General features: G+C 42.1%; 10 protein-coding genes. 6 read left to right on the top strand and 4 right to left on the bottom strand.

The window, feature by feature from the left end:
- Positions 1–131 precede the first annotated feature (131 nt).
- Positions 132–1,604, top strand: a complete 1,473-nt coding sequence (gene gtfA / locus PSH41_RS14975; RefSeq protein WP_273589453.1) for a sucrose phosphorylase — start codon at positions 132–134, stop codon at positions 1,602–1,604.
- Positions 1,605–1,677: 73 nt separating this feature from the next.
- On the opposite strand, the gene PSH41_RS14970 is transcribed toward gtfA, so the two are convergent.
- Both PSH41_RS14970 and PSH41_RS14965 read right to left on the bottom strand, forming a co-directional pair.
- A complete protein-coding gene (locus PSH41_RS14970; protein ID WP_273589452.1) occupies positions 1,678–2,709 on the bottom strand; it encodes a LacI family DNA-binding transcriptional regulator in 1,032 nt (343 codons plus the stop codon).
- 79 nt (positions 2,710–2,788) lie between these two features.
- Positions 2,789–3,685, bottom strand: coding sequence for an AraC family transcriptional regulator (locus tag PSH41_RS14965; protein WP_096042803.1), 897 nt, complete (start codon positions 3,683–3,685; stop codon positions 2,789–2,791).
- A 172-nt stretch (positions 3,686–3,857) separates the two neighbouring features.
- Here PSH41_RS14965 and exaC point away from each other — a divergent pair, with 172 nt between their 5' ends.
- The 5 genes from exaC to PSH41_RS14940 all read left to right on the top strand — a co-directional run bounded on the left by exaC (position 3,858) and on the right by PSH41_RS14940 (position 8,579).
- On the top strand, positions 3,858–5,378 hold the full coding sequence (exaC, locus tag PSH41_RS14960; RefSeq protein WP_024032776.1) for an acetaldehyde dehydrogenase ExaC: 1,521 nt from the start codon (positions 3,858–3,860) through the stop codon (positions 5,376–5,378).
- A 451-nt stretch (positions 5,379–5,829) separates the two neighbouring features.
- Entirely contained in the window at positions 5,830–6,327 is a 498-nt protein-coding gene (locus PSH41_RS14955) for a GNAT family N-acetyltransferase (RefSeq protein WP_248443879.1), read from the top strand.
- Positions 6,328–6,751: 424 nt separating this feature from the next.
- Entirely contained in the window at positions 6,752–7,033 is a 282-nt protein-coding gene (locus PSH41_RS14950) for a hypothetical protein (RefSeq protein ID WP_273589451.1), read from the top strand.
- A gap of 73 nt (positions 7,034–7,106) precedes the next feature.
- Positions 7,107–7,472, top strand: coding sequence for a DUF7674 family protein (locus tag PSH41_RS14945; RefSeq protein WP_273589450.1), 366 nt, complete (start codon positions 7,107–7,109; stop codon positions 7,470–7,472).
- Positions 7,473–8,066: 594 nt separating this feature from the next.
- Positions 8,067–8,579, top strand: a complete 513-nt coding sequence (locus PSH41_RS14940; protein ID WP_121638353.1) for a DUF421 domain-containing protein — start codon at positions 8,067–8,069, stop codon at positions 8,577–8,579.
- A 359-nt stretch (positions 8,580–8,938) separates the two neighbouring features.
- Here the strand turns inward: PSH41_RS14940 and PSH41_RS14935 are convergent, their stop codons facing one another.
- Both PSH41_RS14935 and PSH41_RS14930 read right to left on the bottom strand, forming a co-directional pair.
- The gene (locus tag PSH41_RS14935; RefSeq protein WP_273589449.1) at positions 8,939–11,872 is read right to left on the bottom strand and encodes a TonB-dependent receptor; all 2,934 of its coding nucleotides are present in this window, start codon (positions 11,870–11,872) and stop codon (positions 8,939–8,941) included.
- A 66-nt stretch (positions 11,873–11,938) separates the two neighbouring features.
- Positions 11,939–14,599 (bottom strand): glycoside hydrolase family 16 protein, encoded by a 2,661-nt coding sequence (locus PSH41_RS14930; protein WP_273589448.1) that lies wholly within the window; start codon positions 14,597–14,599, stop codon positions 11,939–11,941.
- Positions 14,600–14,757 lie beyond the last annotated feature (158 nt).

Genomic DNA, 14,757 nt, shown 5'->3' with positions numbered 1-14,757 from the left:
ATCACTTACTCTAGTTAGTATTACCTTTGCCACAACTTTTGTATGTAAAATATTTAAAAATTACTTGTAAAATTGTACGTGCTAGTTAAAGATATATCTTAATCGATTAAGTTTCAACTTGGTAATCACACATGATGAAGAATAAAGTTCAATTGATCACATATGCTGATCGAATCACAGGGCAAGATATAAACGCACTTACTACGCTTTTAAATGGCCAACTTAAGGGCGTTTTTGGTGGTGTGCACCTTTTACCTTTTTATAATCCTATTGATGGAAGCGATGCGGGCTTTGACCCGATTGATCACAGCGAAGTAGATTCTCGCATTGGTACATGGGCTGATATTCAAGCACTGGGTGAAAACCATGATCTAATGGCTGATTTAATCGTTAACCATGTTTCAGCGCAGTCTTATCAGTTTCAAGATGTGCTAGCTAAAGGCAAGCAATCAGAATTTTGGGATTTGTTTTTAACAAAAGAAGACGTTTTTCCAAATGGTATGAGCGAAGCTGAGCAACAAGCCATTTATCGCCCGCGCCCCGGTAGCTGTTTTACGCCAATGCAGTGTGGCGATGGTCAAACGTATGACTTTTGGACCACGTTTACCGATAACCAAATTGATATAAACGTAAAAGTTGAAGCGGGTATAGCGTATTTAAATAACGTATTAACTAAGTTTTCTGAAAATAATGTAAATATTATTCGTTTAGATGCAGCGGGTTACGCAATTAAACAAGCCGGTACTAACTGTTTTATGCTAGACGAAACCTTTGGCTACCTAGATAACTTGTCAAAGCAAGCAAACGAGCTTGGCATGGAAACCATTGCTGAAATTCATAGCCACTACCAAACACAAGTAGAAGTAGCAAAGCGTGTAAACATGGTTTACGACTTTGCATTACCGCCGCTTATTTTACATAGCTTATTTAATAACGATGTAGATGCATTACTTAAATGGTTACAAATTTCACCACGCAACTGTTTAACGGTACTTGATACACACGACGGCATAGGCATTATTGATGCTGGCCCAATGGGCGACAAGCCAGGGCTATTAAATGCACAGCAAATAGATACCCTTGTAGAAACCATGCATGCCAACAGTAACAACCAAAGCCGCCAAGCTACAGGTGCTGCTGCCAGTAACGTTGATTTATACCAAGTAAATTGCACGTATTACAATGCATTAGGCGCTAACGATTTAGATTATTTGATTTCGCGTGCCATACAGTTTTTTGCCCCCGGTGTGCCGCAAGTGTACTACGGTGGTTTATTTGCCTGCGAAAACGATATGGATTTACTTGCGCGTACCAATGTGGGCCGTGATATTAACCGTCCGTATTTAAATAGTGAAACAATTGAGCACGCACTCAATAAACCTGTAGTAAAAGGTTTAATAGAGCTCATTAAATTACGTAATGAACACCCCGCTTTTGCAGGAGAGTTTAGTGCTCACGGTACACAGGGAATATGTTGTTTAACGTGGCAACTTGAAGATAAGTCTATTGCATTAAGTGTTAATTTTAAAACGCGAGATGCACTTATTACCCAAGTAAATGGTGATGAAGAAACAACGATAAGTTTAAACGCATTGTTAGCCTAACAGGCTATTAAAACATAAAAGCCAAGCTCTTGAGCTTGGCTTTTGTTTACCCAGTCCTTTTTAACATAACCTATTAACCACTTGCGCCAATATCTAGCTCGTAACTTACATCACATATTTTTTCTTCTTTAGATATAAATAGTTCGGCGGCCATTACGCCTTTTTCTTGGCTGTTTTGATGAATAGTGGTTAGGCGCGGCACAAAACGAGCGGCTTCGTCTATTCCATCAAAGCCGACAATACGCAGTCCTTCACCTATTTTTATGCCTTGTTTTATCGCTTCTCGCATGGCGGCAAGGGCAATTAAATCACTCATACAAATTATAACGTTAGGGCGAGGGGAGGCACTCAACACCTCTTTAGCGGCAATGTTAGCAAAACGCTCGCTGCTCTCAGGTATATTCCAAATGCGGTCATCAGCTACGGTTATATTTGCCTCATTTAAAGCACGTTGATAACCCCGTAAACGTTGGTGCGAAATAGATTGCCCTGTTTCAAATTCGTGATGCTCATATACGCGGCACAATACGTTTTCATCAAGTAATCTTAAGCCTAAAATAGCGACTTTGTCGCTTTGATTTTTTAAAACATGCTTGGCTATTTCGTAACTTGCTTGCTCGTTATTAATATTTACTGAGGCATTGCGGGCTATATCAAAATCAATAGTTACCACATGTTTAGAGACCGTTTTTAACTGCTCTACTAATGCGTGATTTCGAGGGCGGCCATAACAAATAAAGCCATCAACAAAGTCGACCACACTGTTAAGGTTATCGCTATTACCAGAAAACAATAAAACATTAATGCCGTTTTTTTCAAGCACCGAGGTTACACCCCGCATAAAGCTGCTGGCCACAGGGTCCGACACCATATATTCCACGCTATCTGGCAGCACTAACGCCACAATGTTAAATGTACCACTGCGAAGCGATTGCGCGGCTTTATTGGGCCCGTAATAGCCCAAGGTTTTGCACGCTGCAAGAATATCGTCTCGGCGTTTAGCCGATAGCTGATCAGGGCGGTTAAACGCATTAGAGACTGTTGCGTTAGATACACCTAACTCTTTAGCAATACTTTTTAGGGTCCAGCGGGTTTGCTTACTCATACCAATTCTTTACTCAATACTCATGTTAATAAACTAACATATTCAGGGCGTTAGCAAAGTAAAAAATAAGGTTTTACCCTTAATGCCGGCACTCTTTAGGCGCAATACCAAAGGTTTGTTTAAATACACGACTAAAGTGGCTCGCGCTATTAAACCCAACATCAAAGCAGACTTGGCTAATTGCATGGCCTTGCAGTAATTGATTGCGCGCTTTTTTAAGTCTTAATTGTTGCTGCCAAAGGGCTGGGGTAGTGCCAAATGCCAGTTTAAACTGCTGATAAAACTTACTACGGCTCATGCAGGCTATTTTACACAAGGTATTTATGTCGAGCGTTTCGTTTAAGTGCTCTTCAATATAAAGCAGTGCATCGCTTATTTTTGTTTTAAGGCGTGGTTTATCGCTATTAGCGAGTAATAAGTCGCGACTTTGTTGTTGTAGCAACCGGGTGATCAATTCGTTTAACGACAAGTCAATTAAGTAATGTCGCTGTGCGCCTTGTTCGCTAAATAAATGTACCATGCGCTCTAATAATTGCTGTGTTTGACTATTATGTTGGCTGTGTACCAATTGTGGAACATACTCGAATAAGTCGCCATCGTGTGCAAAGCTTTGCTGCATGTTAAGCGCATTTGCCACAGCGTTTATTTTATCTTTGCTTATTTCAATTGCTAAACAAGTGGTTGGGGCGTGCATTGATGCCTGTGGAAAATCAATTAATACACCTTGCTCTGGCGCTAATACAAACGACTCGTGGGGTAAAAATGCTTTATGGTATTGGCTACTTTCTACGTGCATTACTTTTTTACCGCTGAGCATGGCACAAAACAGTAACTCCTTTGAATGCAGTGCCACCTTTTGTGCGCGTTGGTACGTGTCGTAAATGCTCAACTCGCTGTTATCTGCTGCAAATGTCACTTTATTTTCTATTAAAACATCAAGTTGTTGGCGTTTTTTGTTTAACTGAGATGTGTGCATATCAATCCTTTAAATTTTTATTAGTGTGGACTCACAGACAACTTTTGTGGACAGCTAATCAAGTTTTTAGGTGCTCGTTAGGCTAATGTCAAACAACACTGATTAAATATAAAGCATTTTGTTTTATATAAATGTTCGACCTTTAGCTAACAACAATAAAGAGAGCACACACATGATATACGCAAATCCAGGTAGCGATGGCGCACTCGTAAACTTTAAACAACAATACGGTAATTACATTGGCGGAGAGTGGGTAAAACCTGTAAACGGCCAATACTTTGATAATATAAGCCCAGTAAATGGTAAGGTATTTTGCCAAATACCTCGCTCCGACAAAGATGATATAAACCTAGCACTCGACAAAGCGCATGCAGTGCGAGAGCAGTGGGGCACAACCTCGGTGACCGAGCGCAGTAATATACTGCTAAAAATAGCCGACCGAATTGAGCAAAACCTAGAGCTACTAGCTGTTGCCGAAACATGGGATAACGGTAAAGCCATTCGCGAAACACTCGCGGCTGATATTCCGCTCGCGGCCGATCATTTTCGCTACTTTGCGGGGTGCCTGCGCTCGCAAGATGGCAGTATTGGCGAAATTGACGAAACCACGGTGGCGTATCATTTTCACGAACCGTTAGGTGTGGTTGGGCAAATTATCCCGTGGAACTTCCCTATTTTAATGGCCGCATGGAAACTTGCACCCGCACTTGCTGCAGGTAACTGTGTGGTACTAAAACCAGCTGAGCAAACACCGGCCTCTATTTTAGTTTTAATGGACATTATTGGTGACTTACTGCCTGCAGGCGTGCTCAATATTGTAAATGGGTTTGGTAAAGAAGCAGGCGAAGCACTGGCCACAAGCAAACGCATTGCTAAAATTGCATTTACAGGCTCTACACCTGTTGGCTCACATATTTTAAAATGTGCTGCTGAAAACATTATTCCCTCAACGGTAGAGCTTGGCGGTAAATCGCCCAATATATTTTTTAATGATGTAATGGAAAAAGACGACGCGTTTTTATCAAAAGCCATAGAAGGCGCCGTACTTGCTTACTTTAACCAAGGTGAAGTATGTACCTGTCCATCAAGATTGTTTATTCAAGAAGATATATACGAGCAGTTTATTGAGCGCATACTCGAGCGCACTCAACAAATTAAACGTGGCAATCCACTCGATAGCGAAACCATGGTGGGCGCTCAAGCTTCAAAAGCACAGTTTGATAAAATACTTAGTTACATAGACATAGGTAAAAAAGAAGGCGCTGAAGTACTCACCGGCGGAAACGTAGAGCAGCTAAATGACGATTTAAATGGTGGTTATTACATACAACCTACACTGCTTAAAGGTACAAACGACATGCGTGTGTTCCAAGAAGAAATTTTTGGCCCTGTTATTTCTATGTCGACCTTTAAAGATGAAGCTGAAGCACTCGAACTTGCCAACAGCTCAGAATTTGGCTTAGGCGCAGGGGTGTGGAGCCGAAACATGAACCGTGCTTATACCATGGGGCGCAAAATTGAAGCTGGCCGAGTGTGGACCAACTGTTACCACATGTACCCAGCACATGCTGCATTTGGTGGGTATAAAAAATCAGGAATAGGGCGTGAAACACACAAACTAGCACTCGATCACTATCAACAAACTAAAAATTTATTAGTGAGCTATAGCGAAGATCCACTCGGCTTTTTTTAATAAAACAGCTAAAACTTAAACACAACAACCATTAAGTAATGAGGGCGCTGCATATTTGCAGCGCTTTTTATTCACAGTACTCACAACACTATTTTAAGCGTGTTGTAATATATAAGTACAATACCAGCCGCGTTTAAAGCGTTAAAACCTAAGCGCGTTAAATAGGCCATTACCTGCGTCAAAAAACGATTTTACAATATTAATTTTTTATAAAAGTTGCTCTAAAAATGTGCAGTGATTTATGCATTGTCGGATATGACTGATCTCCCCCATTTAGGTGTATTACAGCATTAACGGAGATTTCTTTGTAGTTAACTAGTTGTTTACAGGTGGTTATTTGCTAGCTAAGATAAATGCATCGTAATATAGGGACATTTGTCGGTTTATAAAACGACAAATGTCGTAGACAAAGTTGTTATGCGTTCGGCAGATCTTACAGTAAGGATGTAACTTGAAAATTAGACACTTAGAAGAATTTGATCATAAAGATCTTCATAATATTTATAGCTTTACGGAAGTAATGGCAAATACATCACAACTTCCTTTTTTGAGCTCTTCGCAAGTTTCAAATCTCTTTTCAGCATCAAATCAATACACGTTAGTTGCAGAAGTTAATGGTAAAGTGGTTGGACACGTGACGCTATTCCTAACGGATAAAGTTCGGGATAAGCATACTGCTTCTATTGCCATCGCTGTTCATCCTGAAAGTCACGGACAAGGTGTCGGAAAAGCCTTGATGCATGAAGCAATCAATCAAGCTGATAATTGGCTTAATTTAATTCGTGTTGAATTAGAGGTTCATGCTGATAATCTTTCAGCCAAAGCTCTGTATGAAAAGGTAGGCTTTGAAACTGAGGGCATTAAGCGTTTGAGTACATTCAAAAGTGGACGGTATATAGATATGGTTATCATGTCCAGAATCAGCCCTGCACATGGAATGAACGCATAACAAAGCGTTTAAGGCAGATTCGCAACGCATGGCATTCTTGGTTCAAATTGAGTTTTGTGTTTACGGTGTAATGGTTTAGGTTAGTCGTAGGCGTCGCTCACTACTTAACGCGGCGTTCTACTCTTCAATTAGGCGAGCACTGATGAAATTAGAGAGCATATCAAATAGTCAGATGTCAGATTCGATCTTCCCTTAAGGCTTGTGCTGCGTTAGACATTGAGCTTTGTGATGATGAGTATCTTCGCTGCTTCACATTTAGTCCAGATTGGTGTGAGGGGATTCAGGTCGCTACTTATGACAATACAATGGCGGTGGCGACGATTTAGTTATCGTATTTTCAGATGAGTCCATTTTAATAAAAGGTTTCGACCATGAGTCAGAAGTAAGCCCACATGCTCAGGATGAGTATGGCGTATGGCCGGGAATGTACGATGGGGCACCAGAAAAACTATTGTCCATTTTGGATGATGAGGCCTTTGAAAAAGAGGATGTTACTTTTTGTTATTGGAGAGAAGGCGAAACTGGCAAGTGGATGCAAGGCCCAGTTAAATTCAATGATGAAGAAGATGATGGCTCAAGTTGGCTTCTACCTTCTATAAAAATCACCCCATTAGAATATATAAAATGGGGCAAAGAGTATTACGAAGAGGACTTTAATAGAGTTTCAGTTCAACGAATCCATGACGTATTTAAAGAGTATGAGTAGAACAAGGCGCAGCAAGCCGACCTCCGGAAACTGTCACCTTTTGTGCGAAGCGTTAGGTGCTTCTGAGAAATCAATGGCCAAATCAGAGATAAGACAGTTCTTAAAAGAGATCCGCACTAAATTTCCTGACGTTGTGCCTCTCATGGAAAAACATGAAAAATGGGCACTCACATTCCTAATGGAAGAGTTCGCAAATTTGACAACCATTTTGTTTAACCAAGGTAATTTAGAAGAAGCATTAGAACAGTTGCAGTACATGAGCGAAAAACTAGATACTGCAACCAAAGCAGAATTCGAATACATAGATGTATATTATACAGAGCACTTATTCTGGAAAGGTACAAAAGAAGGTATTGAGCGTGGCTGGCCTCTCGTGCCAGGTAATCTCAAAAAACTATACTTGGGCTTTCATGGTAAAGCCCCAAGGGAAGTGGTTTAAATATGCACGCACCTAACAACCTAATCAACACACTCACTTCGTTCGCTGGGATGCATACACATGGGCAGCGTCGCTTCGAACCAAATTATAGCCCATGTGTTTGCGCCCCTAAGCAAGGTGCTATGAGGTGCTCTAGATAGTATGCAGAATATAAATCCATGGCTTTGGTCAGCTTTTGTTTTGTCTCTTTCAGGAATCTTTTTTAGATGGGTGTTTGGTAATACGTTTGTGGGCTTTTTTCTTGCCGTATTGCTAGCTTTAGCGATAGTGCCTTTAGTTAAAAAAATTCAGAGAAAGAATTAACAAAACTCCCATCTTAAACTTTGCACTTTTTGATGCCCAGATTCTAATAGGCTAAATAAAGTGGGTCCCATCATAATTTGTTAGGGCCCATCATAATTTGATGCCCTGACATAAATTAAAAACCATCTGTAAAGAGACCCATTAATAAAAGATAAATCCTGAATCTGTATGGCAGATTTAGTTGCACAGTGTTGTTTGTTTTATTAAGGTGACTGCCTAGTTTGTGTGATTCAGGTGGCTGTTTAGTTTATATGATTATTAGTATATTCAGCACCTTAAGTAGAGGGAAATATGTTTTTTGAATCGTGGAGTGAAATAGCGCGCATTGTTACTACAACCTTGATTATTTATCCCTTTTTAATCCTAGCGACGCATTTATTGGGTAAACGCTCATTTGCTAAAATGAATAACTTTGACTGGATAATCACCGTTGCGGCAGGCTCCATCTTAGGTTCTGCTATCTTATTGAAAGACGTGGTTATAGTTGAGGTTTTAGTCGCGGTAAGCCTGCTCCTCTTTTTACAATATTTACTCACTTGGATCAGCGCCCATTTTTCGACGTTCGACAAAGTAGTCAAAACCTCTCCACAATTAGTCTTTTTCGACGGTGAATATATAGAGGCTGCTATGAAAGACACTCGTCTCACCAGCACCGAGGTGGAAGCGAGTGTTCGAAAAGCCGGTTTTGGTGATTTAAGTACAGTTATGGCGGTGGTTTTCGAGGCCGACGGTGAATTAAGTATTGTGCCGAAAAGTGAAAACTATGATCAACTGATTATGAAGTTACGCAATCCCCGAGATTAATTGGACAATTTTTAGCGGCCGAAGATTACCTTCAAGCACCAAAATTAATTGGCATGGTTTTTTTACTGCATGAAAATAAACGAGACACCCATCTTAATTTTGCAGTTTGGTAAACTATGCATTAGGATTTTTTGCCTAAAAAACAGACTAGTTGTCTTGTGGTAATTGCAAGTAAGCTTGGTTAAAACAAAATACAATCACTATATTATGCGCTACATGGGGCAGGGGTTTTTACAAGCCCGATGTGGCATATAACGGCATTGATTGGACAACCAATGTATTGCTTGAGCAAATAAAAGCGTTATAAAAAAAGCCGCTTGTTAAAACAAGCGGCTTAACTATTCCCTAGTTAGAATAGTTTAAAACGTGTAACGGGCACCAATTGAGTAGCGTGGGCCGTACTGATTAGCAAATAAAAACTGCTCTTCGTAACGGCCGTAGCCTTCTTCGGTGGCATTATTTAAGTTTATGCCATCAAAAAATACGGTTACTTTTTCGTTTACATCGTAGTTTACGCTCATATCCCATTGGCCGTAGGCTTTAGCATATTGCGGTGGTGCATCGGCTGAGCCTTGTGCTTGGCCTACACCAATTAAGTACGAGTCGCGCCATGCGTAAGTAATTTTGATTGAGAGGCCGTCTTTTTCGTAAAAGCCTTGAAAGTTTGCAGAGTCACTTAAACCTGTAAGCGGAGCTTGTTGGTCTAGGCTTTCGCTATCAAATTCTACATCGCCATCTACAAACGTGGCGTTAACACCTACACCAAAACCAGTTTCGCCAATTAAGTGCTGAACAGCCACTTCAAAACCATCTACCGATTTGCTGTCGGTGTTTTGTGGTTGGCTTATGTTCCATACCATAAGTGGGTCATCGCTATTTGGCTCAATGACGCCATTCGCATTGCCATAACCATTGCTAATCATTTGCGCAAAAATAGCATCGGTGGTTGCTTGCTCGCCGCGCGATTCAATATCGCTAACTGCTTGTAAGTAACGCGGGCCGTTTAAAATGTCGTATAGGCCTTCAATCGTGGTTTGCGTAATGGTGGTTTGAATAAAGTTATCTACGTCTTTTTTAAAGTAACCAACAGAGGCATAGCTGCCTTCTGCGTAGTAATACTCTAATGATAAGTCGAGATTGGTTGATTCAAACGGCAATAAATTTGTATTACCTTGGCTACCCGTGCGCGAGCCAGGTTTTGGGCTGCCTGTTAAGCTACGGCCACCGGCTAAATCACCCAGTGGTGCACGCGACATAGTTTTACCCCATGAAACACGGGCTACAACGTCTTCGGTTAAATCAACACTTACATCGATTGACGGTAATAATATGTCGTAATCGCCTTGCTGCTCTAAGAAGTTATCATCGCCGCCGGCTGCATATTGCATTATCCATTCTGAGGCGCTGATCCAGTTTACTTGTTCTTCAACACGTTGGCGTACTGTGCTGGTTACATCTGTTTGCTCGTAGCGCAGGCCTGCGTTTACTTTTACGTAGTAATCGCTTACATCAAACTCCCAGCTTGATTGAATATAAAAGCTGTTTGTAATTTCTTCTACGTAGCTTTCGCTATCAATACCATCCATGTAAGCATTAGCAGCGTATGCATCGCCACCGGTTACATCAGAAGTTAGGTAAGCCATTTGGCGAGCCACTGCTTCGTCAAAATCGTAGGTGTAGTAGTAACCTGGTTGTAAGTTGCTGCCGCCACCATCAAATTGATCTAAAAGGCCCGACGTATCGTGGCGAGTAAACATGCTATCTGGGAATATTTCTGTGTACGATGGGTTAAAGCCTGGGCCACCCACTAAGCCACTCCAAGCAGTGTAACCGCCAGTGTTTTGCTCAGTGCGCGATGCACCAAATTTTACTTTAACTAGGCCAATATCAAAGTTTTCATTGTACCAAGTGGTATGTAATTGTAATTGCTCAATGTTTGATTCACCCGGCGAGTGCGTAAATTGGCTAAAGTTAGAGTCAATTTCGCCTGGCGTTAATTCGCTTGTGCCGTTTAACCAGTTAACTTGAGCACTTGGGATTTCGCCTGTGCGGTAATCGTAAATTTTGTTTGCTAGCTGATCAGAGCCTAAAATCACTTGGCCAGTACTGCCTAGCCCATCATCGGCGCCGTTATCGGTTTCATTTTTAGAGTCATGGTAATCAAGCTCTACGTGCCACGTGTCGTTAATTTCCCACTCTAGGTTTAAACCAATAGAGCGTGCTTTTACTTCTGTGGTGCCTTTGTTGGCTGTAAACGAGGCATCGTTTCCGCTAATATCGGCATAAACAGCGGTGCCGTTTTCATCAAGCTCGTAGCCATTAATATTGCTACCAAAGTCGTTCCAAATACCCCAACCAATACTTTCAGAGCCCGTAACCGCTTTACTTGCTGTGTAATCTAAGGTGGCTACAAAGCCATCAACTGGTTCAAATTGAAAAGTAACTTGGCCGTTAGTACGTTCACGCTCTACATCTTCAATAGAGTAGTTCATGTCTTTAGGGAAGTAGTAGTTACCTGATGGGTCAGTACGGTTATCAACAACGTTACTGCTATCTAATTCAGGTAAATCAACATTGGCTTGCCAACCTTGAATATTGGCGCGTTGTTTTTGAAAGTCGCGTTCTTGGTGCGAAAACGAAAAACCAAAACCAAATCTGTCATCTGCAAATGTGTTGCTATAAACAGCCGAAAGCTCCGGGGTTACATCATCACCGGCTTCGTTTGATGAGTCGTGATTTGCTTTAACCGTGGCTGAAAAATTTTGACCTGGTTTTTGAAAAGGGCGCGCAGTAGAAATGTTTACCGTAGCACCTAAACCACCGCTTGGTACATCGGCGCGCGCTGTTTTAAATACTTCTAGCGCACTTACGCCCTCTGAGGCAATGTTTTCAAGGTTGTACGAACGCGTATAACCTGTGCCAGGCATTTGGCGGCCGTTTAGCGTAATTAAGTTAAACTCTGGGCCAAAACCACGTACGGTAATTTGGCTACCTTCACCGTTTGCACGGCTCACCGATACACCGGTAATGCGTTGTAATGACTCTGCTAAATTGGTATCTGGAAATTTCCCCATTTCTTCTGCTGAAATGGCATCTACTACGCCCGATGAATCACGTTTCATATCCATAGAACGAATAAGTGAACCACGAATACCTTTTACTTCAATAACTTCTACATCAGGAGATGCTGCAGTGTCTGCCTCGGCAGCAATGGCCGTATTTAACGTGCTTGCAGCAATGATAAGAGACACAGAAGCCGCGAGTTGGCTCTTTTTAAAATTGAATGTGTTCATAATAGCTCTGCTTTATAAAATGTTGTTGTGTAGCAATAGGCGCCATGCGCCTATTGTAGTGTGTTTTTATGGATTCGCGATAATCACGTTATCTATGCGGTATAATGCGCCGTTGCCCATATCCCACGTAGGAAATACCATGAGCACGTTTATAGCGCTAATATCTAAGCCCGCATCAAATAGTTGCCCAATAGGGAAGGTGTATGTTTGCCATTCGCCTGTAACAGGTGTTTGCCCTTCATTGCTTTGCGTTAATGCCAGCTCTACTGCGCTTGAAGCGCCAATTGATTCAATTTTAAATAACCATTGTGCATCCACGTTTGAAGGTGCTGTTATTACTTTTAAATCAAACTGTACAACGCCATTTTCTAACAGGGCTGATGCATCAAACGATACGTCTTCATCGGCTAAAAAGCCCATTACAGTAGGTGTTGCACCAATGCTAAACTGAGCCACTGCGCCGTGCTGATCATCGTCGGTTTCTGTAGTAGGTGTTGAACCACCACAGCAATCCCATATGCTCCACTGATCGGCGACTGTATCTGTAAATACGTTTAGCTCACCAGAGGCAACGGGCGCTGCATTAGGGTTGTAAATTTTAACGTTATCTACACGGTAAACCGCGCCTTCACCTGCGCCCCATGCCGGAAAAATCATAAGTACATCAATTGCACTTACATCAAGACCTGCACCTGCGAGATCTGATAACTTAAATGTATAAGTTTGCCACTCGCCAGTCACTGGCGCTACACCTTCAACACTTTGCGTTAGTTCAAGTTCTGCAAATGAAGTTGCACCATTTGCCTCTACTTTAAATAACCACGCAGTTGACGGGTCGCTAGGAGTAGACGTTACTTTTAAGTCAAACTGTATAACGCCTTCATCTAAAATGCTGCTTGCATCAAATGACTCACCTGCACCACCTACTTCAGTACGGCTGTTAAAGCCCATTACTGTAGGCTCTGCACCAATACTAAATTCAGCGGTTACACCGTGCGCTTCATCATCTACCACTTCGATAGGCGTTGAGCCACCACAGCAATCCCACATTGGCCATGCTAGGTTTTGCTCATCTTCAAAAATAGTTAGCTCTGGTGATGCGCCTAGGTTGTCTTGTGTAATTTCAACGTCGTCAATTAAAAAGGTTGCGCCTTCGCCCGTGCCCCACTCAGGAAATACCATAAGTACGTCAATTGCGCTGATATCTAAATCTAAGTCAGCAAGGTCAGAAAGCAAAAACGTATAGGTTTGCCACTGACCTACTACAGGTGCTTGGCCTTCAACGCTACTTGTAAGCGGCATATCAGCATCGGTTGAGGCTTCTGTGCTTTCAAGTTTTACAAACCAAGGTGTGTCTGGCACGCTTGGTGCACTGGTTACTTTCATTTTAAAGCGTACGTAGCCTTCTTCTAGCATAGGTGATGCATCAAAAGGTGTTGCAGCACCGTTTTCGTCAGTAATAAACGCATCGCGGCTAATAAAACCAACCACTGTAGGCTCGCTGCCTATTGTAAATTCAACAACGTCGCCTTGCTCTTCATCACTTACAATTGCAGGTGTAGAGCCACCACAACAATCCCATGCTGGCCAGTTAGGGTTAAAGCTGTCGCCAAAAATAGTTAACGGTGTAGCAATACCTGTAGATGGCGGGCTAGGAATAGGCGCTTCGCCCTCTAGCAGGGCATCGTCTAGGCTATCGTAACCTGGGCGAATAGTTTCACACCCTTTGCCGGTATCTGGGTTTGATGCACATTGATAAACACGTACGTAGTCAATTGCAAATGTTTGGCCGTTTTCAAATGCGCTGGCATCTACGCCTAACTCATTTACGTTTTCAGGCCAGTCGCCGCCTACTGCTAAATTTAACAGTAAGTGAAAGTCTTTATCGTAAGGAGCGCTATCCCAATGAGTTTCTAGCTCGCCAGAACCTTGTTCAAAATACTCTGCAAACCAACCGCGATGTTTCAAACCTGCGGCTTCGCCTTTGGAATTATATAATACTTCTGATTGGCGCTGTGTGGCATATAGGTAGCCATCAACGTACCAGCGTATTTCACCTTCTTGCCACTCTACTGCGTAAGTATGAAAGTCATCTGCTGGGTTGCTATCTTCAGGAAATTTGTACTCTTGGCCTGTGTAGCTGTTATCTGGCCAAGCGCGGCCGTAATGCAATGTGCCATGAATGCTTGATTCAATACCGCCATCTTCGTCAGCGGTTTTTAGGTTTACTGATTCTAAAACATCAATTTCGCCTGAGCGTGGCCATGTACCGTATTCTTCATCGGTTGGTAGCATCCAAAACGCAGGCCAGCTGCCTTGCCCCGAAGGCAGCTTTGCACGTACTTCAAAGCGGCCATAAGTAAAGTCAGCATTGTAACGGGTATTTAAACGCGCAGAAGTGTAGGGCTTTTCAGCGCCTTCTGTCGCGGGTAGGGCAACAATGTTTAACACACCGTCTTGTATAAAGGCGTTTTCTTCGTTATCGGTGTAACATTGTTTTTCGTTGTTACCACCGCCATCGCAGTTTAATTCAAAGTTCCACTTATTAGTATCAATGGCTGAGTCTTCAAACTCGTCGCTCCATACTAGTTGCCAATCTGAAACTGGCTCAGAAGCGTCGATATTTTCAAAATTAGATGTTGTGGCTGAGTCGCCACCACAGCCAGCTAAAGACGCTAACGAAATAGCAGCCAGTAAGCGAGCAATGTGTGTTTTTTCAATGTTCATAGCTGAACCCCGGTTTCACAGATTGTTGTCAGAATGTGTGTTTAAACTTATTAAAAAGAACCATATTTATTTTTGTAAGCGCTTACATTTATCATGTGTTTTTGTAAGCGCTTACAAATAATATTGCGCACTACGTAAATGGTCAACATATTTGTGTG

Source organism: Pseudoalteromonas sp. CST2 (assembly GCF_028599385.1).
Classification (GTDB): Bacteria; Pseudomonadota; Gammaproteobacteria; order Enterobacterales; family Alteromonadaceae; genus Pseudoalteromonas; species Pseudoalteromonas atlantica.
Note: the sequence above shows the minus strand (reverse complement) of the source record. Positions and strands in the feature narration are given on the sequence as shown.